Source organism: Lacticaseibacillus pantheris DSM 15945 = JCM 12539 = NBRC 106106 (assembly GCF_001591865.1).
In the GTDB taxonomy this organism is placed as follows: Bacteria; Bacillota; Bacilli; order Lactobacillales; family Lactobacillaceae; genus Lacticaseibacillus; species Lacticaseibacillus pantheris.
On record NZ_BCVS01000003.1, the window covers coordinates 1 to 22691 of the forward strand.

Here is a 22691-nt window from a genome sequence, read left to right on the forward strand (position 1 = left end):
GGAGCACCCCACGAAAGCCGCAGCTCACCGGGCCGGCCTACGCTGCTGACACCCACTACCTTAAGGTTCGACCATCGTCAGTTGGATGCGCTCGCGTTGCAAGTCGACGGACTCAATCCACACCGTGACGATGTCACCAATCGCCACCACGGTCTTCGGGTCGCGGACAAACCGCTGTGCCATCTGCGACACGTGTACTAACCCGTCATGCTTTACTCCGATATCGACAAAGGCGCCAAAGTCCACCACGTTGCGGACGGTTCCCTCCAACTTCATCCCCGGCTGGAGATCCTCCATCGTCAGAACGTCCTGCCGTAAAATAGGTGCGGGCATGCTGTCACGGAGGTCGCGGCCGGGGCTTTGCAAGCCTGCCACGATGTCGGCCACCGTGGTTGCACCCACGCCGGTGGCAACGATGGGCGCCACGTCCACCGCCGCAACTTTCGCTGCCGCCGCGTCACTGCCCAGGTCAGACTCCTGCACACCGGCCGCCGCCATGATTTGCTTGGCCACTGGGTAACTCTCTGGATGGATATCCGTGTTGTCCAAGGCTCGCTTGCCACCGATAATGCGCAGAAATCCGACCGACTGCTCGTACGCCTTCGGTCCCAACCGCGGTACCTTCTTCAACTCGGCGCGGCTGTTGTACCGGCCGTGCTCATCGCGATACTTCACGATATTGACCGCAATCGTCTTCGACAGGCCCGATATCCGCGTCAGCAGCTGGTAGCTAGCCGTATTCAGGTTGACCCCTACCTGGTTGACGGCACGTTCAACCACCGCGTCGACTTCCGTTGCGAGGTCTTTGGCCGGCAAATCGTGCTGGTACTGCCCCACGCCGATGGATTCTGGATTGATTTTGACCAGTTCCGCCAACGGGTCCTGCAACCGGCGGGCGATGCTGATGGCACTACGCTGCTCCACGTGTAGGTCGGGGAACTCATCGCGCGCCTCCTGGCTTGCAGAGTACACCGACGCACCGGCCTCGTTCACAATCACGTAGTAGATGTCGCGATGGATTTGTTTCAAAGTTGCGGCGACAAACTGCTCCGACTCGCGGCTGGCCGTCCCGTTACCGATAGCAATCATCGTCACTTGGTACCGTTCAAGCAGGTCGATCAATTCCTGCGTAGCCGCACGGCGCTTGGCCTCTGGGGCTGGCTTGTGCGGGTAAATAACCGCCTTATCGAGAAACTTCCCGTTTTCGTCCACCACGGCTAGCTTGCAACCAGTCCGGTACGCCGGGTCGAACCCCAGCACAACTTTGCCCTTAATCGGGGCCTGCATCAGGAGGTTGTACAGGTTCTGGCCAAAGACCTTGATGGACTTAGCCTCGGCGTCCGCGGTCAACACGCCCCGCAGTTCGCGCTCGATGGCCGGTCCGATGAACCGCTTGTACGCGTCCTCGTACGCCTCCGTGATGAACGCCGTTGCCTCGGAGTGTGGGTGCTGACCAATAAACCGGAAACGGCAATAATTCATGACGGCGCCGGTATCAACTTTGACTTTGACGGTGAGAATCTTCTCCTTCTCGCCGCGGTTAATCGCCAGCGTGCGGGTGGAGGTCATCTTGCTGATGGGTTCCTCAAAGTCGTAGTACTGCTGGTACACACCCTTCTCGTCGAGCTCCTTCCCCTTGGTCTTCACCGTGACGCGGACGCTCCCAGTCCGCTGCGTGTAATTGCGCACCCAGTTACGCACGGTCGCCACCTCACTGAACGTCTCCGCCAGGATTTCGTGGGCGCCGGCGAGGACGTCGGCCACCGTCGCCACTTCTTTGGCTGGGTCAACGTACCCCGCGGCCTCAGTGGCCAAAGGTGCGGTGGGAAACGTCATGATCCATTCCGCAAACGGCTGAAGTCCGTGCGCGCGGGCGACCATGGCTTTGGTCTGCCGCTTCTGCTTGTACGGCAGGTAAATGTCCTCGACGTCTTGTAGCTGGGTGGCAGCGTTAATCTGCGCCTTCAACTTGGCCGTGAGCTTCCCCTGTTCGTCGATGCTCTTAATCACCGCGGCTTTACGATCCTGGAGCTTGGTGACACGGGCGTGCGCCTCCTCGATGGCCTGAATCTGCACTTCATCCAGGCTGCCCGTCATTTCCTTACGGTAGCGGGCAATGAACGGAACCGTGTTGCCGTCGTCCATCAAGTTCAGTACCGTGGTAATCTGGTGCGCACTGATGTCGGGCAGGTCGGGACGCATCAGGGAGACGGTTTGTGATTGTGCTTCAGTCAAAGTATGTTCCTCACTTACTGTTAAATTCTGGTTGAACGATAGTTACTATCATAACACTGGCAAAGGAATTGGTTGGGGGGTGCGGATACTCTAGCTCAACCTCTACCTACCAACACTACAAGAACGCCATGCAGGGACCAGCGCGTTGCTAGCCCCAGTCGCTGCCATTAAGACACGAAATGCCCATCACATGGTTAGTTATTCGCCAACTTGTGATGGGCATAGCATAGTTGAACCACCAATATCAGTAAGACGATACCACCAGCAGCATAAACAGGTACTAAACCGGGTAGAGCACCAATTTTTTGCTTATTCGACCATGACCCCATCAACTCGTCGCGGGCACCCCCACCGGGCCGCAACAGCTAATCCTGCATTCGGCCACCGATACCGTCGTGAACGGCTATATCTACTGGTTCCGCCACCCCGATGCCCTCGCGTACAAAGACGTCGTTGCAACCAACACGTGGTTGCTCGACACGCTGAGTACGTGTCTTTAAGGTGTAAAACACCCCCACACATAGCTGTCGAGGGTGTCACTATATAGTTTCCGGCCCACATAGACGCAAGGTTTAACCGCCACGCTTCTGGCTTTTTTAATCCATAACCACCCGCATTCAGGTTCACTGACCCATCCGTTTGTTGTACAACATGTGGTACAATTAAATTAAAAAAGGGGGGCATCAAGATGGACGCAGTTAGCTATAGCAACTTTCGCCAGCACTTAAAGACCTACATGCAACAGGTCAATGAGGACGCCGAACCAATTATTGTTACGGCCAGGGACAAAGAGGATAACGTTGTGGTCATCAGCCAGCATGATTATGACTCCCTGCAGGAAACGATGCACATTATGAGCAATCCGGAGTTAATGGCCAAAATCAGAAGAGGGGATGAACAGTTCGCGGCGGGCAAAGCAATTACACACGAATTGCTCACGGATTTCGACGATGATTAAATCCTGGTCTGACGATGCATGGACCGATTATATGTACTGGCACGATCATGCCGATAAATACATGGTTAAACGTATTAATCGGCTGATCAAGGCCATTGATCGCACTCCATTTACTGGTATTGGTAAACCAGAGCCACTCAAACACGACCTGACAGGTAAGTGGTCGCGTCACATCACGCAAGAACATCGCATCGTGTACTCAATTGTGGGTGCCAACGCGGGCAAAGCAATACAAATATATTCTTGTCGCGATCATTACTAGCAGGCCTAATTAAACGCACCCTTACTTTGGGTGCGTTTTTTTGACGAAAAAAGCCCGGGTCCCAGCCATCAATGCGTTACGACTTGATCAAATATCCGTTCTTCACTACAACTACACCAGTCCCGAAAATGTACATTGCTCCAATCGCCAGGGTGTGGCACCATTGGCCTTGAAGAAGATAAAATAACCTCAGGTAACGTTATTCTGGGAGGAAATCGAGCATGAAGCATAAAAAGATTCTCGCATTATTCGCCACGTTAATTGTCGCCGTCACCCTGTCGGCCTGTTCAGCCAAAGGCACCGCCGCACCCGCCAACGCTACGACCAGCACCACACCCACGTTCTACTTCCACGGTTACAGCGGGTCGGCCAACTCCACCAACCACCTCATTCAGTACGCGGTCACGAACTACCACGCCCACAAGGTCTACCAGGCTGTAGTCGATACCAACGGCGAGGTCACGCTCAAAGGTCGTTGGCCTAAGTCCACCAAGAATCCTATCGTTCAGGTAGTGTTCAAGGACAACAAGAACGCCAATCTCCAAACGGACGCCAAGTGGATTAAAAACGTGCTGCAGGCCGTCAACCGCAAACACCACTTTGCTAACTACAACGTCGTCGCACACTCCATGGGCAACCTCGGCTTCATGTACTACGTTCTGTTCCAGCAGCACACGTTCAACGCGCCCAAGCTGCACAAACAGGTCAATATTGCCGGTCACTTCGACGGTATTGTCGGTATGGACGATGAACCCAACCGCAACACGCTGACCAAGTCCGGCCGCCCCACCATTCTGGATGCGCGGTACAAAGAGATGCTGCGCAACCGCGATAACTTTCCCAAGCAGCAGGTCGACATCCTCAATATTTACGGCAACAAGGATGATGGTACCAACTCTGACGGCGACGTCACCAATGTTTCCAGCCGGTCGCTGCGTTACCTGCTGCGGAGCCGGTACAAGAATTACACCGAGATGATGTTCACCGGTGCCAAGGCGCAACATAGCCAACTACACGAAAACGATGGGGTGGCAAAGGCAGTGAACGATTACCTGTACTAACCACGACCACTTAACGCAACAGGGCACCACGGCAGCGTTCCCCTACGCAACCGTGGTGCCCTAATTATATTATCCGGCGTTACCTACCGCATCAACGAGCAACTTCGCCACCGCCCGCACGGAGAACGGGTTCTGCCCCGTCAGCAGCCGGCCATCCTGCACGGCATACTCACTGTAGAAACGCTTCTGATCAAAGTGGGCACCGTGCTCCGTCGCCACCGTCCGGTTCAAGAACGGGACCACCGACTTCTTACCGGCGATAATCTCCTCCGCGGTGGTAAAACCAGTCACGTGCTTGCCGGCAATGAGGTAGTTACCCGCCGCGTCTTTGATGTTCAGCAACCCCGCAATGCCGTGGCACACCGAGGTAACGTAGCCGCCCTGGTTGTAAATACTCAGGGCCAGCTGTTGCAACTCGGGATTGTCCGGAAAATCCCACATCACGCCGTGACCACCCGTGTAATAAATGGCCACGTAGTCAGCTGGATTAACCTGGTCCGGCCGCAACGTGTTGCGCAGGGCGCGGTCCACAAAATCGGCGTCCTCGTACACCCGCATAATGTCGGCATCCGTATACTTCATGCTACGGGGATCGAGCGGAACAAAGCCGCCGCGGGGGCTGACGTAATCAACGCCAATGCCCGCCTGCTGCATTGCGTCCACAAACTCGGCCGCCTCGCCCAGCCACAAACCGGTGGGGTCGTTGGTGCCGGCGTAGCGCGTCACGTTGGTTTCCACTACTAGTACTTTTTGCATAATTAGGCCTCCTGCTCTGCCAGTTATCGTGTTTATTTCACACTATTAAAGAATAGACGTTATTGTCTGTCAAGAGTCAATAACAGGCATTATTGGTGCCATAATTGTCCGCAACTCAACGTATAATCGTGCGCAGTTAACTACAACCATGCTCATATTGAATTGGTCGGCCATTATCCGTCTCAGTAGTCAATTCAAAACCAGGTCAACACGTATCGGCACCACCGATTGCTTTCCGGCCAGCAATACCGTATAACGAGAATAAGCTTGATTGTATGGGCCGGTCCAACGCCAGCCACCTTTGATCAGTTAAAACGCAAGCATGTACGGCCGGTGTTTAGGGCCATACATACTTGAACGAGGTGCATTGTATTGAGTAATCCCAAAGTGCCACTGGCATATTACCACCAACCGGACAAACGCCTACGCGCCACCCAAGAAAAATTGTTCACCGCGCTACGCCAACTGTACACCGCACAGACTCCTTATGCGGACGTCACCATTACTCGGCTTTGCCGACAGGCCGGCATCCCCCGCCAAACATTTTATCGCCATTACCAAAATGTGGGCCAAGTAATCGAGTACGACATGGCCGTGATGGTGAATGAGTTTCTCCAACAAATCGACCACACCGTCGGGGGTACGGCCCAGTCCGCCGAAATAGCGGTCAAGCTAATGCTGGCCAACCGTACTACCCTAGAGATGATGTTCTGGGGCGACGTGACCGAACAAGTGATTCAATACATCAAGAGGGATATGCACCGAGTACACGGCTACATCAAAACCGCCAAGCGCGACGACACCCTCCGTTTGGAAATGGATGCGCGGATCCTCATAGCATTCGCCAAAACGTTAACTTTGCATCCGGAATTCACTCGTGCTGACTTCGTTTCTTTGTTCAAACAAACCATACCGTCGCCACCCGCGGATATCTAGTGGCCAGCCGAGACGATGCATGACAAATACCGCGTTTTTGTAGCGTAACGGACCTGCCGCAGCGTTCCCTAGGCACCTATAATTGGTCTCATCAACTAGGAGGCCTCGAAATGAAATTAATTACACTTGAAGAGCATTGGGAATCTGACCGCGTCAACCAGGCTGCTAAGCCATACATGTCGGCACCATCCTACCCACACCAAAACCCCGACGACCATAGTATCGCGGAATTTGCGGCCAAGTCGCAGCGGGATAACACCGAACTGATTAGTGCCGGGCAGCAGCGGCTGGACTTCATGGACGCCAACAACATCCAAATGCAAATTATGGGTTATGGCGACAACACTCCCAAAAATCTGGATCCCAAAGTAGGCATCGAGCTATGCCAGATGGCCAATGATGACCTAGCAGACGCCATTAGCCAGCATCCGGACCGTTTCGGCGGCTGGGCAACGTTACCCGTCGGTGATCCGGAGGCCGCGGCGGCTGAACTGGAACGCGCGGTAACTCAACTAGGTCTCAGTGGGGCAATGATCCACGGCTATTACGACCACCGCTTCTTTGACGATCCCTTCTACGAACCAATTTTGGCGGCGGCCGAAAAGTTGGATGTGCCACTATACTTCCACCCCGCCTTTATTCCCGCAGAAATCAGTGAATACTACTACGAAGGCCAGGGTTGGTCCGAGCTGACCGCCTTCACGTTCGCTGGTGCCGGTTGGGGTTGGCATGAGGATCTTGGCGTGCAAATGATTCGCTTGATTCTCGCCGGCACCTTCGACCGTCACCCCAACCTCAAAATCATCACGGGCCACTGGGGCGAACTGGTCCCCGCATTCCTTGAACGCATGGACCAAACACTGGGCCTGACCGTCAACTTACAACGGAGCATTAGCCAGACGTACCGTGAAAACTTTTACATCACTCCAAGTGGCATGTTTTTCCCAGCACAGCTCCAGCTCATCTACACTGAAGTTGGTGCCGACCACCTGATGTACTCCCTCGACTACCCATACAACCACCCGGCAGACGCCGCAAAGTTCTTGACGGATTCCATTTTGACGCCGGACGAGCAAGCAAAAGTCGCGTACCAAAATGCAGAAAAATTATTACATCTCCGCAAATAGAATCGCAAAAGCCACCCCTACCTTGACAATGGTTGGGGTGGCCTTTATATACCGCAAAGGGCTGGCGTCGGACCAGACCATGTTGGTCCCAAGTGGACAGCCACTTGTCGGTGATTGTCATCTACGGGCAAAGCCATACTTTTCATACGGCCAAAATACTCAATCCCTCGGCGACGTCACCAAGCGCATGTTCTGCGTCGTCGGAATCAACCATACGAGGCTATTCACGCCCAGCCCGACAAACAGTAACGGCGGGGCAAAGATGACGGCTACAAGCGTGACAAAGTTGATGCCAAAAGACATGACCTCCATCTTGATTGCGAGGTTGATCAGATGCGGGTTCGAGCGTCGAACCACCGCCCGCAACAATAAGAACGAGAGGTTAACCGCAATGACGTTCAGCTGAAACAAAACCGCGGCCGGCACCGAATGAATATCCGTGCCGAACCAGGCGGTGACGGCTGGTGTGAGCGAGAGCCAGAACAAGAAATGCAGGTTCGCCCACAAAGCTTGTACGGTCACGTTTTCCGTTTGCAACATCAACGTGTGGTGCGATATCCAAAATCCAGCAATCACCAGAAAGCTGAGTACGTAGGCCGCGAACACGGGGGCCATACGCCACACCACCGTCCACGAATGCTGGGTATCAGGTAAATGGATTTCCAGAACTAAAATTGTGATGAGAATTGCGATGACACCATCGGTAAATGCCTCTAATCGTGCGCGACTCATGTTGCCCTCACCTCGAATAAATAGATAACGTTATTATACCGCAAATTTATGGTACGGATGAGTTATGCCGGGCAAGCAATGTGAATAAGATGGCGGGCCCGACAAAATAATCCGACATCATCGTAAAGGCCCGCAACCATAACAGTTGCGGGCCTTTGCGTTACCCTCTACAAAATATTCAACATCAACATTAATCCCGTGAGCAACCGGTGCCCACCCCACACAATGAGCGCGGGCACACCCAGGTTACGGCTGCGCCGGTAGCTCCATAGCAGTGGCAGTTGCGTGAAGATGGTGACCACCACGTTGGACCAGAGATCTGGCGACGACGGCGTGGTGGCAAACGCCCCGGCCAGAATACCCGTGATGAGGTACACGCATAAATTGCGCCAGTGGGGATGATGCTGCATCCGCCCGTCCAGCACCTGGATGATGGCTAGGAAGATCATCAGGGTCACCAAAACGTTAGCGGTCGTCGTGAATACTCCCTGCCAAGACATCAGCCGGTACGCCGGCCACGAGTATTGCTGCCACGAAGCGAGGCTCTCCTTAATGTTGGCACTCGGACCCGTTGCCACAAAGATGGTAGCCACGTGGCCAAGAATCCCGAACACGGGGTACAACAACCCGTACCCACAGTAAATTCCAAAGTCTCGCCACCGAATGCGCGGAAACAGTTGCCGGAATGCGCCGCGGCCACCAGCCCACCACAGGCCGGCGAAGATAATTGCGGCGTAAATGGCACCTCCGCCAATCACCTTCAATGCGGCCAACCACGGGGTGGTGTGAAGGTACGCCTGTTTCGTCAAGAACAATACTTGTGCTAAGGGATTGTTCGTATTGAAGAGTAGGTAAGCTACCCAGGCAGCCGCAAAGAAGCGGAGCCACTGATTAAGAGTCAAGCGCGGCGCGAAGGGCCACGGTAATGATTTGCGACTACTTTGCATGGCGCACCTCCTTCACTAGTGTTGCGAGGTCGAGCGACAGAATTCGGTCGACGTGGTCCTGGCTGGTCTTCCGGTACGCCGCTGCGCTCGATTCAAAGATGAGGTACATACGGCCTTGATACGTACTAATCTGCTCGAGGTGGCTCGGCATCTTGAGCACCAACACGGCATCACGTTCACTAAACGATTCCTTCAGTAGGTTCTCCTTGAACACGTACAGCTTGGATGGCCCCGGGCCAAACGATTGCGACAGGAACGCGTAGCCACCGTAGAACACCGCCCCCTGAACTTTGCTGAGGGTGTGCTGCTTAAACAAGGCCGTCGAAACCACGCTCACCTGGTTCTGCAATTGCTGGAGCGGCCCGGCACCAACAATCTGGCCCTTCTTATTCACGTCGTAATGCTGCATGTAGCCACTACTCTTTGGGTTGAAGAATCCGACGAATAGAATACCGGAGTGATACGTTATGAAGGAGGCGCGACTTTGCGTACCCAACGAAGTCCGGCTGTCATATTTAATCGGGCGCGCGCTCTTGTCGTCGTATGCCAACAGGCGCTTGAGCTTGATGCCAATGATTTCGGCCGTTCCCTGATACTCACCACACACAAACAACTGTTGGTGGTCGGCATCGTACGTAATGCCACCAACGTGTGGCCGCCCTTGCAGGACAACGGTTTTCACTAACTTGTTGGTCCGAATATCCTGAATGTACAGGGTCGAGTTGTACTGCTCCCCGTGATCGTACGCCGACGAAATCAGGTAATGCCCCGCAACGTCCACCCCTTGTGGCGTCATCATCGTGCTCATCCCCAGGGTGCCCTGGGCGTTACGCGTACGCGTGGCGCGCAGCCCCGGCACGATGGGCATCTTGGCCATATCCACGGCCCCGCCATCCATCGGCGAGGAGCCAGCCAGCACCGCGCCTTTGAGGTCAGGCGAAGAGTCAACGGCCCGGCTGACGGTTGCCAGAGAGTACACGCTACCAGTACTCGTCGTCGTCCGCGACGTTTCCGGTTCGGGATGAATAACGCGGACGTCAGGCTGCCCCCAGCCAAAGCCGCCCCAGAGAATGACGGTCAACGCCAGCACGACGCCGATAATCACCCAGTTTTGTCGATTTTTCACAGCTTCCAATTCCTTTCGTGGTACACAGTTATGTGTGGTCAAAATTGATAATTGCGGTAACGGGTGCGGCTAGGTAGCCTGACGCCGCTTGCGCCGGTCATCGGCCCAGTAGACCAGCTCACCCGCCGCGGCAAAGCCAATCCCGATGGCGTAAGTCACCGGGTTGAACTGCAGGATGAGGTACGCAAGCAGAACCAGCGACAGCGCTGGGATCGTCCGCCCGCCCCACAACCGGACGCCGCGCGGCAACGTGGTGTCATTGCGCAACTTGAAGGTCGCCAGTACGGTGGAGATGTACTGCACAAAGGAGCTCAGGACAATCAGGTTGACTAGGAACAGGTAGCTACCACTCAGCACCAACCCAGCGGCCAGCACCATGGTGGCCAACAGGGCGACAATCGGCGCCCCAAAGCGATTTTGCTGACCAAACTCGCGTGGGAGCAACTTCTTCTCGGTGGCGAGCGAGGCCAGCTCCACCGGAGTGTCGAAGGAAACCGCGATGGCGACCCCCAGAGTGGACACCAACATCCCCGCCAGGATCACGCCGCGCCCCACCGGTCCGACTACGCGCATGAACGCGGCCGCCACCGGCAACTTTTCCGCCACGATTTGCGACCCCAGCAACGTGACGGTTAGAAATTGCGTCAGTAAGTACAACACCGTCACGATGACCATCACCACGATGAGCGCGCGGGGCAACGTGAGCTCGGCGTTGCGCATCTGCTTTGCCGCCACCGGGAGGAACGAAAAGCCGGTGAACATGTAGAAAGCCGTGGTGAACGCCCCGACCAAATCGTGTCCGGACGCCCCCACCACGGGGCTGCCGATGTGCCCGTGGACGGCAATCATGAGCCCACTCCCGATGATGAAGAGCAGGATGAGGCCGACTTTGACGGCACTAGACAGGTCGTCGATCACCTTCATCGTGCCGGGGCCAAAGACGTTGAGGATGGTGATGCCGCCCAAAATAGCGAGCGCCACGCTAATGTAGATTGAGCGGTGCTGCGCTGCTGGCCAGAAGCCACTCAGTGTGGTCAGGAACGCAGCAATTTCAGTACTGATGGTGATGACGCCGAGGAACCAGCTGAACCATCCAATCTGGAAGCCGGCGTGCGGCCCAAAGGCTTGGTTGGCGTACACCCACGCCCCGCCGTCCTCATCAATTTTGGATGCCATCACCGCGTAGTTCATCGCAATCATCAGCGTGGCCAGGCCCGCCAACCCGATTGTTGCCAGGCTGGCCCACCCCGCCGCTTTGAATAGCGTACCCGGCAACAGGAATATCCCGGAGCCAATGATGCCGTTAATGCCCAGCAGCAGTACGCTACCGAACGAAAGTGTGGTGGACTTGGCCATGGCAGCGGCCTCCTTAGTGTCGTTATTTTTAATCCATTATACGGTATTCGGCCCCGAAAATGTAGGGACTAATTGACGTTGATTATAGGGTATGGGGTTAACTAGCTGACTTGGCATTGCGTGTATAGACACGGTTGGCGGCGTTATCGTTGGGTAAAAAAAGGACCGTGCTGACTGAGCATGGTCCTGCGGTTGTTGTGGGGATACTTTGCGTTGACAAGCACTCTCGTCATTCGGCACGCCTGCGCGTCGCCCACTCCTCTCGACTCAGGGTATACTGTGTCGCCATGATTTCCTGTCCATCCTTCGTGGTGAACGGCCCGATTTCACCAGCAAAGTGGAGTCCTAGCTTGGCCAGCACGCGACCGGACGCCTGGTTTTCGTTGGCAAATTCACCTTTGACCATCGTAATGGGCTGCGTCGCGAACATGGTATCCACGAACGCCCGGCCGGCCTCCGTGACGTAGCCATGGTTCCAGAACGCCTGGCGCACCGCATAGGTCAATACGCCACCGGTGTGCATCTCAATCAAGCCGATGACGGCGCCGGTCGTGGTGAGCTCAATCGCCGCCGCGGTGGGGTTATTCAAGAAATGGTCGGTGAACAGCTGGTCAAAGTCGCCGCGGAGTTTCACGTCGTTGTACCGCGTAAACCGCAACGTGTCGGGCTCCCGGAACAGCTGGAATAGCGCCTCAGCGTCGTCCGGACGGAAGTTGCGGAGAGTGAGGCGTGCAGTGCGGATACCGGTTTGTAATTCTGTCATGACATTACCTCAATTCTAACTACTAATCGCCAAAATCATGCTTTCGGGTGGACCAAAATGGCGCGGCAGGACAACATTTTGATCCGGTCGAAGGGAACCGTTTGCGGATCGATCAAGCCGTTAGCCACGGCCACGGCATACTCCACCACCGGCGTATATGCGTACGACATTAATACGTCGAAGACAACTGGCATGAACACCCCGGCCGCGACACCCCGCTCCGTTAACTGCACGATGGGCTCGTACCCTGCATACGCTTCTGCGCGGGTGACACCGAGTTGTTGAAGCACTGGTGACTGGTTAAACTCGCGGATGAGTAGCATATCCGCAAGGTGTTGTTGTGCGTAAGCATAGACCAAGTCCATGTAGTGGCGCAACTCACGCTCGGGGTCACCGGAAGGATCAAATTGAGTGGTTGCCTTTGCCATCGCCTCTTTGTGGTGTAAATACAAGGCCTTCAGCATGGCGTTCTTATCCTTAAAGTACGTGTAAAGCGTGCCCGAAGCGATGCCAGCGGCCTGCGCAATTTTGCTCAAAGAAACGGCGGCAATGCCCTCATCCATCACGATCTGACCCGCCGCAGCCAAAATTCGTCTTTGTTTATCATCGTCCCGTTCACGCATTAGTTACCTGCCTCCGTATGCTGTTGAATAAATTGCCATGCCGCACGCCGCGTTGTGACGGCCTCCTCCAGTTGGGGTTCCCAGTTGAAGCCGTGCCACATTCCTTCCTTGATGATGGCAGTGTATTCCACGCCAGCCGCGCGCAGCTTATCGCTAAATCGCGCCACGTTGCTCAACATCAGGTCCCGCGTACCAGTGCTCATAAAGGTTGGTGGAAACCACGCCCCCACCTCGCCGTACATCGGTGACACCAATGGGTCGCGCGGATTATTATCACCAATATACCGCTCTGCCAAACGTAGCGCCATCTTAGCGGAGCCAACGTCACGTTTTTCGTTAAAAATGGCGGAGTCGCCGTCACCCGAGATGTCCAAAGCTGGGCAAAACAAAATCATGGCGACGGGCAACGGTTCCTGTAAATTGTGCGCCTGCTGCACCACAGCTGCAGCAATTCCCGAGCCGGCGGAGCTGCCACTCATCACGATGGGGCGATCACCCACTACTGCCCGGACACCGCGATAAAAGTCCAATACTTCCTGGACCACCAGCGGGGCCTGCCCTTCAGGAGCTAGAGTATACTCCACTGAATAAACGGGCAGATTTGTCTCTGCCGCAGCCAGCAAGGCGGTCCGTTCCCGCGCGGTGCCCATGATGAAGCCACCGCCATGGACGTTCACAATAACGGGTCCCGCGTCGTCAGTATGGGGGCTGGTTATTTTCATTCCCGCCACGCCATTCACCTTAATGGGCTCCGTCGCCAGGTGTCCCGTATCGATAAGCCCTTCCTCTACCACGTTTTCACCGGCTTGAAATTGCGTACGAATGCGGTTAATCATTCTTGCTGTAATGGGCACAAAATTGGGCAGGTTAAAGTATTTAAAATCAGCAAGCATGCGCCGCGCCGCCGCTGAAATTGTATTACTTTGGGCTGATTGTAATTTAGTCATGATGTATCCTCTTTTATAATTGATTGGTCAATTAATTAACTTTGCTCAATATTAATTGGTCAATCAATTAAAGTCAAGAGTAAATTACATACGAATAGTGATTTAATGACCGCAACCGCTATAATGTAGTTATCACGAGGAGGTTTCGACGATGACGACCAAACTGGAGTTATTATTCACCCTTGATGCGGGCTACATACAACCTTTCAAAGTGGCCTTGAACTCGATTCACATGAACAGCAATGACGCCCCCATCCGCGTTTGGCTGATTCACGACGGTATCGACGAGGAGCTACTTGAGGAAGTGCGGCAACAAGCCGCCCTGTATGGCTGGGGCTTTGAGCCCGTTACGGTCAACGGCAATTTGTTTAACAATGCACCCACGGAAGCCCGATACCCGCGGGAAATGTACTTTAGATTGCTCGCCGGTAACATTTTACCCGATACAGTCCATAAAGTTCTGTACTTGGATCCAGATATTTTGGTCATTAATTCGTTACTGCCACTGTGGAACACCGACCTGAATGGGTACATGCTGACGGCGTCGACCCATACCGGTGTGATTGACGTCACCACGGCTTTGAACAACCTCCGTTTAAACACGGAGCACGGCTACTTCAACTCCGGCATCATGCTCATGGATCTGGACCAAGCGCGCAAAACCATCAAGTGGGACGACATCAAGCGCACCATCGACGAATACGGCGACTACCTGATGCTGCCGGACCAGGACATCCTCAATCACCTCTACGGTTCAACCATTCTGGAGGTGCCCGACGAGGTGTGGAATTACGACGCCCGTAATTACGTCACCTACCTCACCCGCTCATTGGGCAAGCAGGACATCCACTGGGTGATGGCCAACACCGCCATTTTGCACTTTAACGGCAAGCCCAAGCCGTGGTCGGACAAGCATGATAACCGGTTTACCGCGCTGTATTTGAACTACGCAAAGTTGACTGAGGAGCTGGGGAAGTGAAATTCGGTTTCAATCCAAGCGTCGATTAATCCAATCCAATATAAAGTATGAAGGTCTTCAGCCTGCCCACAAAAAACTTGCAAATACCATTCCGCCACTCAATAGCTCAGCCTTTGTCGGTTTTGGTTATGAACCATTTGACAGCGGATACAACGCCTGCTACCATGAAAGCAGTTACGATGTTATTGCGTCGGCTCTCACTAGGTGTGCGCAAGCATGAGTGACAAGCATATATTGAATCGATAAGGTGTTATCAAGTAATTGAGCATGACTTATCTACACGGGTTAATGTGTGGACAAGTCTATTTTTTTGGAGGGATTTACTTGCGAATCAAACGCGTTCTCAACAACAATACTTGTATTTCCACCAATCGCGAAGGTGTCGATGTACTGTTGATGGGCCCAGGAATCGCGTTTGGCAAAAAGCAAGGACAATCCATCGACATGGCCAAGGTCGAAAAAACCTTCTTCCTGAAGGATCCCACGACCATGAGTAAATTTACTGAGCTAGTCATTGACGTTCCGTTAGCCGAGATAGAGGTCGCCGAGCGCATTATTAACTACGCCAAAATCAAGCTCGGCCGTCAGATTAACGAAATGATCTACGTTAATCTCACCGACCACTTGTCGATGGCAATTAAGCGTAAGCAACAGGAAGGTATCAACCTATCTAACCCGCTAAAGTGGGACATCGCTCGCTTCTACCCAGACGAATTTGCGGTGGGTAAGAAGGCAGTCGCCGTCATTCAAGATGCCTTCAACGTTGATTTGGGTGACGACGAGGCAGCGTTCATCGCAGTCCACTTTATCAATGCGGAAAGCGATAGTCCCCGGGAACAAAACCTAGCCGTTGGAATCACCACGATTATTAAGGAAGTCGAAGACCTGGTTAAAGATTACTTCCACACCGAATTCGACGAACAGTCACTAAACTACTACAGATTCATTACCCACCTAAAATTCTTTGCCCAACGTATTCTACTGGGTAAGCACTATGACGACGATGAGGACGAAGAGCTATTAACAGTGCTGAAGTCCCGTTACTCTAAGTCTTACGCCTGTACGCTCAAAATCCAGTCGTTCATTATGGACAAGTACCACTTCGAAATCAATAATTCCGAACTGTTATACCTAACCGTGCACATCAACCGGTTAGTCCGCAATTTATAGGGTGTTATCGGGACAATCCCGAGCATGACCTAATGGGTGCCGTTATGGGCATTCGTTAGGTTTTTTTATTCAAAAAGGAGTGATCATCATGAGCACCAAGGATTCTGCTGAACAGATTTATAACGCCGTTGGTGGCGAAAGCAACATCAATTACTTAACCCACTGTGTCACGCGGCTACGCTTCCGCCTGAAGGACGAAAGCAAAGTTGACGACGCCAAGGTAAAAAACATTGCTGGCGTCATGGGCGTTAACCACCAAAACGGCCAGTACCAAGTTATCATCGGTAATGCCGTTTCTGACTACTACAACGCAGTCGTTAAGCTTGGCGACTTCCCCACCGATGAGGACGCGTCCGCAACCACAGCTAACGCAGACACAAAATCGGGCAATTTATTCGACCAATTTGCCAACTTCATTAGTTCCTGCATGTCGCCCCTAATTCCTGCACTAATCGGTGGTGGGATGATCAAAGTCATTTTGATTCTCCTCACCACTGTCGGCTGGATGAGCGACAAGTCGCAAACTTATACCTTGCTATCAGTATTCGGCGATGCGCCCTTCTACTTCCTGCCGATTGAGCTAGCGATTACCAGTGCCAAGTACTTTAAGGTCAACACCATTCTGGCAGTCACCGTTGCCGGCATCATGATTCACCCCAACTTTACCGCCCTGGTAACCGCCGCCAAGCCAGTGCATCTGATGGGTCTACCAGTCACGCTGGCAACCTATTCCAGTTCCGTTATTCCGATCCTGATGGTGGTTTGGGCCATGAAGTACATCGAAATTGGCATTGATAAAGTTTGTCCGGCCAGCTTAAAGAGTATCCTGAAGCCGCTGCTTGAAATTCTCATTGTTGGTATCCTCGCCCTGATCGTTATTGGCCCAATTGGCACCTATGCTGGTAAGGGGCTATCGTGGTTAATCCTCCTGATTCAAAAGCACGCCGGTTGGTTAGCGATGGCCCTAATGGCCGCATTCATGCCGCTAATCGTTATGACCGGGATGCACTGGGCATTCTCCTCAATCTTCCTCATTGCGAGCGTGGCGACCCCAGACTCCTTAATTTTGCCCGCAATGTTGGCCGCCAATATTGCTCAGGGGGCTGCCAGCCTCGCCGTAGCCGTTAAAACTAAGAACAAGCAAACCCGCGAAGTTGCGTCAGCCGCTTCCATTTCGGCATTGCTTGCAGGTGTGACCGAACCGGCGCTTTACGGGGTCACCCTCAAGTACCGCAAACCACTATATGCAGCCATGATTTCTGGTGGTATTACCGGATTGTTCATGGGTATTGTTAACCTCAAGGCATACGCCTTTGCGGTGCCATCCGTGATCGCACTACCGCAATTCATTTACAACGGGGCACCGAAGAATATTGTTTACGCCGTGATTGTTGCCGTCGTTTCAGCAATTCTATCCTTTACTTTGACCCTGATTCTCGGTTTCAACGAGGATGCTCCGGAAGCCGCCAAGGATAACGCACAACCTGCGACTACTGCCACCACCAGCATGGCCAATATTGACGGCGGCGCGAAGGATACTAAAAAGGTCTTCGCCCCCGTTGCCGGAGAGCTGATCAACATTGAAAGCGTCTCCGATCCCACCTTTGCCCAAAAGATGATGGGTGACGGTGCCGCCATCATCCCAACCGACGATCACTTATACGCGCCCTTCGACGGTACCGTGGAGACGGTCTTCCCGACGAAGCACGCGATTGGTCTGAAAAGCAAAGACGGTGTGGAACTCTTGATTCACGTCGGGATTGATACGGTTGACCTCAAGGGTGCGCACTTTACCGCGCACGTTAACCAGGGTGCCACCGTTAAACAAGGGGACCTGCTACTCGACGCCGACCTGGACGCCATCAAGGCTGACGGGTATGACACCACGACGATGTTAGTTGTGACCAACACCAAAGACTTTGTTGATGTCGTGCCTAACGAGGTGACCACGGTCGACAAGAATGCAGTCGCCCTGTATGTCATCTAGCGTGTGTTGGCGCTAATAAATTTGGTCACGTTTTGATGATCACAACACCATACACAGTTATTCATCACAGTGAAAGGAGCATTTATGATGCAACAATTTCCCGAAGGATTTCTCTGGGGCGGCGCCACCGCCGCCAACCAACTTGAAGGTGCCTATCAAGAGGGCGGCAAGGGCCTATCTATCGCCGACGCCCTCCCCGGTGGCCCTGAACGATTCAAAATTGTCGACCAACCCGACTTTGATTGGTCCATCGATGAGGACAAGTACACCTATCCTAACCACAAAGGCATCGATTTTTACCACCACTACCAGGAGGATATCGCCCTTTTTGCCGAAATTGGGTTCAAGTGCTACCGTTTCTCCATCGCCTGGTCGCGTATTTTCCCGAACGGGGATGAAACGCAGCCCAACGAGGACGGCCTGCAGTTCTATGACCGCGTCATTGACGAGTGCCTGAAGTACAACATCGAACCCGTCATCACCATCAGCCATTACGAAATGCCGCTAAACTTAGTAACCACTTATGGCGGGTGGAAGAACCGCGCGCTGATCGGCTTCTATGAGCGGTACGCTCGTGTGGTGCTGACTCGCTTTGCCAGCCGGGTTAAGTACTGGATGACATTCAACGAAATCAACTCGGCTTTGCACTTCCCGGTCATGGGCCAAGGGCTCGTCGCATCAAACGGCGGCAACGAGATGCAAAACCGTTATCAGGCTTGGCACAACCAGTTTGTTGCTGGCGCCAAAGCCGTGGCTATCGGGCACCAATTGCGATCCGACCTGCAAATTGGTTGCATGTTGCTGTACGCAACTACCTACGCGTACGACGCTAACCCTGTTAACCAGCTGGCGGCGCTCAAAGAAAATCAGGCCATGAATCACTTTTGTGGGGATGTCCAAGTACGGGGCCAGTACCCGCTGTACACGGAGTCGTTGATGAACCACTATGGTTTCTCGTTCAAAGACCTGGAAGTGACTGACGAGGACCTCGCCGTACTCGCCGCGAACCCGGTAGACTATATCGGCTTCTCCTACTACATGTCTACGGCGGTCAATGTAACTGACAAGTCGCTGGCCACTGCCAACGGCAACCTCGTGGGCGGCGTGACGAACCCATTCCTCAAATCGAGTGATTGGGGCTGGCAGATTGATCCAACTGGACTCCGCATCGCGCTGAACGAATTAGCCAACCGATACAACAAGCCGGTCTTCGTGGTTGAAAACGGCCTGGGCGCAGTTGATCAACCCGACGCCAACCACTTTGTTCAGGACGACTACCGCATCAACTACCTGCGCGAGCACATCGAAGCCATCCGCGGCGCTATCGCCGACGGGGTGCAGGTGATGGGCTACACGCCGTGGGGATGCATCGACCTGGTGAGCGCGTCGACCGGGCAGATGTCCAAGCGGTATGGGTTTATCTATGTGGATCTGGATGATGAGGGTCACGGGAGCATGAAACGGTACCGGAAGGCCTCGTTTGAATGGTACAAGCGGGTGATTGGGTCGAACGGAGAGAAGATGAAGTAGAGCCAACACGAGAAACGCCTGACATTAGGGGAGTTATGGTTTCCCCTTATGTCGGGCGTTTTTTTTGTGGATTAATGTGTGGAAAAATTACTACTCAGGCCGTCAAACACAATTCTTCAACCTTATAATCGTTATACATTCTTCCGTGTCACCTTATGAAAGTGCTGAACTTTCTTCTCATAGTCGTCAACAACTGCGCGAACATTCTGCTGACCTTTCCATCCCGAATAGCCAAACGCCAACATTCCCAATGCACCCAAAACCAACAGAACAGTTCCGAAGATTTGCAACCAAATTATCTTTCCATGGAAGAAGTAAATCAAAACAATACCAACGCCACTAAGAATTGTGGAAAGTTGAAACCAGTATCCTAAATTTTTCAGCATGTGCTTCTGATAAGCTACTTCCTGTTCGTACCCCTTAGTCATTTCGTCAATAGTCATGTGATTCTCCTCCCTCCACAGACTTTTTCTTTAGTAGGACAGGCCCGGGTTGAAGAAGCCAACGATAACCCCGAGAAGAGAGATAACAACTAGTATCAGCATGGTCCAGATTGCAGAAACATGCTTCTTTGTCATCAACCACCAGCAGAATAAGGTCACGATAACTGTTAGCAATCCAGGAAAGATACTGTCCAGTTTTGCTTGTAGATTGAGGAATACTTTGCCATCTGCTCCGTGCAATTTAAGCGATGTTGTCACGTTAACCCAAGACGCCAAAACACCACCAACAACCATACTACCCACAGTACCAATCGCACGACGAACTGCAGCCCCCTGCTTGCCAACCAAAAAGCTAACTGCCTGATCACCAAAGCGATAACCACGGAAATACAAGAAACGTTGGCCAAAGTAAGCAATTAATACCCAGGCAATAATGTAGAAAATGGCCCCCACCGGCGAACCACCCGTGGACATCCCCAGGGAAATTCCTAACAGAATAGGAATTAGAGTTCCATCAATCAGCGAGTCACCAATACCGGCAATGGGGCCCATAAGGCCTGCACGCATATCGTTAATGGTTTCCCCGTCAATTTCCTTACCGTTCGCACGCGCCTGTTCCATGCTGGCAGTGATGCCAACAATCACCGTCCCCAGCATGGGGTTAGTGTTAAAGAACGCAGTATAAGCATGAATTGCCTTAACCTGATCATCGTGTTTGGGGTAGAGCTTTCTGAGGATGGGCAGCATTGATGCCATGTAACCAAAGGTCTGCATATGTTCCTGTGAGAAACAGGTCAGTGCGCCCCAGAACCAACGGTGAAACGATTTTGTCAGTGTTTTACGATCAAGTTTTTTCATTTCGTTTGTTGTTTCCATGATCAAATATCCTCCTCGTCATCATCGCTTGGGCCTTCTGCAACAGCCGTAGTTCCACCCTTAGATGAAGAATTTCCAGACATCTCAATCTCATAAATAATAACCGCGAACAATAGCGATACGACCGTGACGGAAACTAGGTTTAAATGAAGTGAGGCGGCGAGTGTGAACCCAACTAAAAACGGAATAAAGTCAGCCGCCCGGCCAATAATCTGTCGAAGAAGAATTGCAATCCCCACACATGGCAGCATACCGCCAACAGTGAACAGAGTCTTCATTGCCAGGCCGTCCATTGGTAGTGCACTCCGCAAAGCGGAAACCGCGGTTGCACCATAGTACGTGAGCAACATTGTTGGCAAGAATGAGAACAATGCGTGTGAGATCCAAGGCCAACCAAAGTTAACTGCTGTTAATTTATCTAGTTTGCCATTGTGAACGTCCTTCCAACCAAACGATTGCCATACAAGATTCATTGTTGCAACGGCGTAGTACAGAACAGTACCAACCGTTCCGACTAGGGTACCAACCGACTTAGCCAAATTAGCGGCGCCACCACTCAGGGGATTCAGTCCCTGCGATGTAATCGCGACCATTGCCAGCGGGATGCCGATATAGGAAATAGCACGAACGTCTGCGGAAACAGTCCCACCAGGAGTAACTAATGCAATATAAACAAGTTGCATCGCGACCCCACACGCAATACCAAGCTGAAGATTCCCTAAGATAATGCCACAAACGAGTCCACCAACTAGCGGGCGGCCAATTGTATAATTACCAACTGCTTGACCAGCCATACAGGAGTTGGAACATAAGCAAGCAAATAGCCCTAAAATAGCTGCTTGAAACCAACTAATCGTCATTCTCCTTACCTTCCTTCTTAAGTAAGAACCATTGCTGATTTAATATTTAACTTTCAATACCCAAAACGTGATTTAAACTTATCCCAACTACCAATGCGCTGATCAGGCAACAAAGCAAACTCAACTTTGTAACCCGCCTTCTCAATAGCTTCGAATGAAGCAGCCTCTTCAGGCGTGAACGACTGATTATCGCCAAGCTTAATTGCGTTCTCCCTGTCATTACCCGGACCAACGACAACCGTTTTAATATCACCAGGCACAAAACTTAAATCAACCAAAATCTTTTCCATATCCTGTGGATTCTTAGTAATGAGGAAATACCTAGTACTTGAGTTCAAAACCTTATCCTTAACGCTATTGAAGTGGTCCAAGGTCCACACAAAGGTTTTCTTATCAGACGCAGCCATGTACGCTTCCTTTAAAACTGGATTGTTTGCTGCTTTATCGTTTACAGCTATAATTCCATCCATTGGGTATTCTTTGCCCCAGCGAACGGTAATCAACCCGTGAATCATACGGTCATCAATACGTACAAATGAAATTGCCATGTTACCCACCCCCTTAAATATCTTCATCCTCGGAACCCGCTTCTGGGTCCGTCTGAAATTCCTTAATTGCTGCAGTAGCTTCTGTAAAGGCCTTTTCCCTTAATGCCGCGTTATCCAAAGTATCCTTCGACATTAGAATTGTCAGTGCCATTGAAAAATTCATTCCGCCCAGAACCAGGGCGTTTTTCAACTTACCGTGCTCACTCAAAACGTTGCACACAGTTGTAAGTGGACTGCCGCCAACGATGTCCGCCAAAACGACAAACTCTGCATCCGCTGGCAATGTCTTCAACAATGCATTGAACCGCTCACCAAATGTTGAAGCAGCTTCATCGGTTCTCAGGCCAACTGCAATCAGAGAACCCTGCATATCATTACCCGCAAACATTCCCAGTGTTTGCTTTAAGCCAATTGATAGCTCCCCATGACTGACAAGAAGCAGATATTTCATCTAAATCATCCCTTTATT

At 52.6% G+C, this 22691-nt stretch carries 23 protein-coding genes; 9 read left to right on the top strand and 14 right to left on the bottom strand.

Annotation, left to right across the window (positions count from 1 at the left end; translation table 11 throughout):
- Nucleotides 1-60: 60 nt before the first annotated feature.
- Complete coding sequence (locus LPA02S_RS00720) at nt 61-2202, bottom strand: Tex family protein (protein WP_056956832.1); 2142 nt, start codon at nt 2200-2202, stop codon at nt 61-63.
- Nucleotides 2203-2923: 721 nt separating this feature from the next.
- Between LPA02S_RS00720 and LPA02S_RS00725 the strand changes: the two genes are divergently transcribed.
- The 3 genes from LPA02S_RS00725 to LPA02S_RS00735 all read left to right on the top strand — a co-directional run bounded on the left by LPA02S_RS00725 (nt 2924) and on the right by LPA02S_RS00735 (nt 4516).
- A complete protein-coding gene (locus LPA02S_RS00725) occupies nt 2924-3193 on the top strand; it encodes a type II toxin-antitoxin system Phd/YefM family antitoxin (protein WP_054649129.1) in 270 nt (89 codons plus the stop codon).
- Nucleotides 3186-3455 (top strand): Txe/YoeB family addiction module toxin, encoded by a 270-nt coding sequence (locus LPA02S_RS00730; RefSeq protein WP_054649127.1) that lies wholly within the window; start codon nt 3186-3188, stop codon nt 3453-3455. Before LPA02S_RS00725 ends, LPA02S_RS00730 begins: the two co-directional genes overlap by 8 nt.
- Nucleotides 3456-3676: 221 nt before the next feature.
- Nucleotides 3677-4516, top strand: a complete 840-nt coding sequence (locus LPA02S_RS00735; RefSeq protein ID WP_054649125.1) for an alpha/beta hydrolase — start codon at nt 3677-3679, stop codon at nt 4514-4516.
- Nucleotides 4517-4585: 69 nt separating this feature from the next.
- Here the strand turns inward: LPA02S_RS00735 and LPA02S_RS00740 are convergent, their stop codons facing one another.
- Complete coding sequence (locus LPA02S_RS00740; RefSeq protein ID WP_054649123.1) at nt 4586-5272, bottom strand: type 1 glutamine amidotransferase domain-containing protein; 687 nt, start codon at nt 5270-5272, stop codon at nt 4586-4588.
- Between the two features lie 372 nt (nt 5273-5644).
- Here LPA02S_RS00740 and LPA02S_RS00745 point away from each other — a divergent pair, with 372 nt between their 5' ends.
- The gene (locus tag LPA02S_RS00745) at nt 5645-6208 is read left to right on the top strand and encodes a TetR/AcrR family transcriptional regulator (protein ID WP_054649121.1); all 564 of its coding nucleotides are present in this window, start codon (nt 5645-5647) and stop codon (nt 6206-6208) included.
- 110 nt (nt 6209-6318) lie between these two features.
- A complete protein-coding gene (locus tag LPA02S_RS00750; RefSeq protein WP_156302015.1) occupies nt 6319-7335 on the top strand; it encodes an amidohydrolase family protein in 1017 nt (338 codons plus the stop codon).
- A gap of 159 nt (nt 7336-7494) precedes the next feature.
- Here the strand turns inward: LPA02S_RS00750 and LPA02S_RS00755 are convergent, their stop codons facing one another.
- From LPA02S_RS00755 to LPA02S_RS00785, 7 genes are all read right to left on the bottom strand, one after another.
- Complete coding sequence (locus LPA02S_RS00755) at nt 7495-8067, bottom strand: TMEM175 family protein (protein ID WP_054649119.1); 573 nt, start codon at nt 8065-8067, stop codon at nt 7495-7497.
- A 167-nt stretch (nt 8068-8234) separates the two neighbouring features.
- Nucleotides 8235-9014 (bottom strand): hypothetical protein, encoded by a 780-nt coding sequence (locus tag LPA02S_RS00760; RefSeq protein WP_056956696.1) that lies wholly within the window; start codon nt 9012-9014, stop codon nt 8235-8237.
- Nucleotides 9004-10140: a DUF6454 family protein gene (locus LPA02S_RS00765; protein WP_056956697.1), complete on the bottom strand. Its 1137-nt coding sequence runs from the start codon at nt 10138-10140 to the stop codon at nt 9004-9006. The genes LPA02S_RS00760 and LPA02S_RS00765 overlap by 11 nt, the downstream gene beginning before the upstream one ends.
- A gap of 69 nt (nt 10141-10209) precedes the next feature.
- Nucleotides 10210-11496, bottom strand: a complete 1287-nt coding sequence (locus LPA02S_RS00770) for an APC family permease (RefSeq protein ID WP_056956698.1) — start codon at nt 11494-11496, stop codon at nt 10210-10212.
- A 229-nt stretch (nt 11497-11725) separates the two neighbouring features.
- The gene (locus LPA02S_RS00775) at nt 11726-12259 is read right to left on the bottom strand and encodes a GNAT family N-acetyltransferase (protein WP_056956699.1); all 534 of its coding nucleotides are present in this window, start codon (nt 12257-12259) and stop codon (nt 11726-11728) included.
- A 35-nt stretch (nt 12260-12294) separates the two neighbouring features.
- On the bottom strand, nt 12295-12882 hold the full coding sequence (locus tag LPA02S_RS00780) for a TetR/AcrR family transcriptional regulator (protein ID WP_056956700.1): 588 nt from the start codon (nt 12880-12882) through the stop codon (nt 12295-12297).
- Nucleotides 12882-13829 carry an alpha/beta hydrolase gene (locus LPA02S_RS00785; protein ID WP_056956701.1) on the bottom strand — a complete coding sequence of 316 codons (948 nt, stop codon included), beginning with the start codon at nt 13827-13829 and terminating at the stop codon, nt 12882-12884. Before LPA02S_RS00785 ends, LPA02S_RS00780 begins: the two co-directional genes overlap by 1 nt.
- A 151-nt stretch (nt 13830-13980) precedes the next feature.
- On the opposite strand from LPA02S_RS00785, the gene LPA02S_RS00790 reads away from it, so the two are divergent.
- From LPA02S_RS00790 to LPA02S_RS00805, 4 genes are all read left to right on the top strand, one after another.
- The gene (locus tag LPA02S_RS00790) at nt 13981-14808 is read left to right on the top strand and encodes a glycosyltransferase family 8 protein (RefSeq protein ID WP_054649109.1); all 828 of its coding nucleotides are present in this window, start codon (nt 13981-13983) and stop codon (nt 14806-14808) included.
- Nucleotides 14809-15132: 324 nt separating this feature from the next.
- Nucleotides 15133-15978, top strand: a complete 846-nt coding sequence (licT, locus tag LPA02S_RS00795) for a BglG family transcription antiterminator LicT (protein WP_056956702.1) — start codon at nt 15133-15135, stop codon at nt 15976-15978.
- 88 nt (nt 15979-16066) lie between these two features.
- Nucleotides 16067-17965, top strand: coding sequence for a beta-glucoside-specific PTS transporter subunit IIABC (locus LPA02S_RS00800; protein ID WP_056956703.1), 1899 nt, complete (start codon nt 16067-16069; stop codon nt 17963-17965).
- An 87-nt stretch (nt 17966-18052) separates the two neighbouring features.
- Nucleotides 18053-19495 (top strand): glycoside hydrolase family 1 protein, encoded by a 1443-nt coding sequence (locus tag LPA02S_RS00805; protein ID WP_054649107.1) that lies wholly within the window; start codon nt 18053-18055, stop codon nt 19493-19495.
- Nucleotides 19496-19626: 131 nt separating this feature from the next.
- Here the strand turns inward: LPA02S_RS00805 and LPA02S_RS00810 are convergent, their stop codons facing one another.
- From LPA02S_RS00810 to LPA02S_RS00830, 5 genes are read right to left on the bottom strand one after another with little or no spacing between them, the layout of a single operon-like run.
- Nucleotides 19627-19938 (bottom strand): hypothetical protein, encoded by a 312-nt coding sequence (locus tag LPA02S_RS00810; protein ID WP_054649105.1) that lies wholly within the window; start codon nt 19936-19938, stop codon nt 19627-19629.
- Between the two features lie 30 nt (nt 19939-19968).
- A complete protein-coding gene (locus LPA02S_RS00815; RefSeq protein ID WP_056956705.1) occupies nt 19969-20814 on the bottom strand; it encodes a PTS system mannose/fructose/sorbose family transporter subunit IID in 846 nt (281 codons plus the stop codon).
- Nucleotides 20815-20816: 2 nt separating this feature from the next.
- Nucleotides 20817-21674, bottom strand: a complete 858-nt coding sequence (locus LPA02S_RS00820; protein ID WP_054649101.1) for a PTS mannose/fructose/sorbose/N-acetylgalactosamine transporter subunit IIC — start codon at nt 21672-21674, stop codon at nt 20817-20819.
- Between the two features lie 53 nt (nt 21675-21727).
- Nucleotides 21728-22222 (bottom strand): PTS sugar transporter subunit IIB, encoded by a 495-nt coding sequence (locus LPA02S_RS00825; RefSeq protein WP_054649099.1) that lies wholly within the window; start codon nt 22220-22222, stop codon nt 21728-21730.
- A gap of 13 nt (nt 22223-22235) precedes the next feature.
- The gene (locus LPA02S_RS00830; RefSeq protein WP_054649097.1) at nt 22236-22673 is read right to left on the bottom strand and encodes a PTS sugar transporter subunit IIA; all 438 of its coding nucleotides are present in this window, start codon (nt 22671-22673) and stop codon (nt 22236-22238) included.
- Nucleotides 22674-22691 lie beyond the last annotated feature (18 nt).

What these genes read in the sequence shown, in the direction of transcription:
- LPA02S_RS00770 (WP_056956698.1), bottom strand. Translation starts at nt 11,496, where the DNA reads ATGGCCAAGTCCACCACACTTTCGTTCGGTAGCGTACTGCTGCTGGGC.
- LPA02S_RS00755 (WP_054649119.1), bottom strand. Translation starts at nt 8,067, where the DNA reads ATGAGTCGCGCACGATTAGAGGCATTTACCGATGGTGTCATCGCAATT.
- LPA02S_RS00830 (WP_054649097.1), bottom strand. Translation starts at nt 22,673, where the DNA reads ATGAAATATCTGCTTCTTGTCAGTCATGGGGAGCTATCAATTGGCTTA.
- LPA02S_RS00825 (WP_054649099.1), bottom strand. Translation starts at nt 22,222, where the DNA reads ATGGCAATTTCATTTGTACGTATTGATGACCGTATGATTCACGGGTTG.
- LPA02S_RS00760 (WP_056956696.1), bottom strand. Translation starts at nt 9,014, where the DNA reads ATGCAAAGTAGTCGCAAATCATTACCGTGGCCCTTCGCGCCGCGCTTG.
- LPA02S_RS00785 (WP_056956701.1), bottom strand. Translation starts at nt 13,829, where the DNA reads ATGACTAAATTACAATCAGCCCAAAGTAATACAATTTCAGCGGCGGCG.
- LPA02S_RS00735 (WP_054649125.1), top strand. Translation starts at nt 3,677, where the DNA reads ATGAAGCATAAAAAGATTCTCGCATTATTCGCCACGTTAATTGTCGCC.
- LPA02S_RS00775 (WP_056956699.1), bottom strand. Translation starts at nt 12,259, where the DNA reads ATGACAGAATTACAAACCGGTATCCGCACTGCACGCCTCACTCTCCGC.
- LPA02S_RS00805 (WP_054649107.1), top strand. Translation starts at nt 18,053, where the DNA reads ATGCAACAATTTCCCGAAGGATTTCTCTGGGGCGGCGCCACCGCCGCC.
- LPA02S_RS00820 (WP_054649101.1), bottom strand. Translation starts at nt 21,674, where the DNA reads ATGACGATTAGTTGGTTTCAAGCAGCTATTTTAGGGCTATTTGCTTGC.
- LPA02S_RS00740 (WP_054649123.1), bottom strand. Translation starts at nt 5,272, where the DNA reads ATGCAAAAAGTACTAGTAGTGGAAACCAACGTGACGCGCTACGCCGGC.
- LPA02S_RS00815 (WP_056956705.1), bottom strand. Translation starts at nt 20,814, where the DNA reads ATGGAAACAACAAACGAAATGAAAAAACTTGATCGTAAAACACTGACA.
- LPA02S_RS00790 (WP_054649109.1), top strand. Translation starts at nt 13,981, where the DNA reads ATGACGACCAAACTGGAGTTATTATTCACCCTTGATGCGGGCTACATA.
- LPA02S_RS00750 (WP_156302015.1), top strand. Translation starts at nt 6,319, where the DNA reads ATGAAATTAATTACACTTGAAGAGCATTGGGAATCTGACCGCGTCAAC.
- LPA02S_RS00730 (WP_054649127.1), top strand. Translation starts at nt 3,186, where the DNA reads ATGATTAAATCCTGGTCTGACGATGCATGGACCGATTATATGTACTGG.
- LPA02S_RS00800 (WP_056956703.1), top strand. Translation starts at nt 16,067, where the DNA reads ATGAGCACCAAGGATTCTGCTGAACAGATTTATAACGCCGTTGGTGGC.
- LPA02S_RS00810 (WP_054649105.1), bottom strand. Translation starts at nt 19,938, where the DNA reads ATGACTATTGACGAAATGACTAAGGGGTACGAACAGGAAGTAGCTTAT.
- LPA02S_RS00780 (WP_056956700.1), bottom strand. Translation starts at nt 12,882, where the DNA reads ATGCGTGAACGGGACGATGATAAACAAAGACGAATTTTGGCTGCGGCG.
- LPA02S_RS00725 (WP_054649129.1), top strand. Translation starts at nt 2,924, where the DNA reads ATGGACGCAGTTAGCTATAGCAACTTTCGCCAGCACTTAAAGACCTAC.
- LPA02S_RS00720 (WP_056956832.1), bottom strand. Translation starts at nt 2,202, where the DNA reads ATGCGTCCCGACCTGCCCGACATCAGTGCGCACCAGATTACCACGGTA.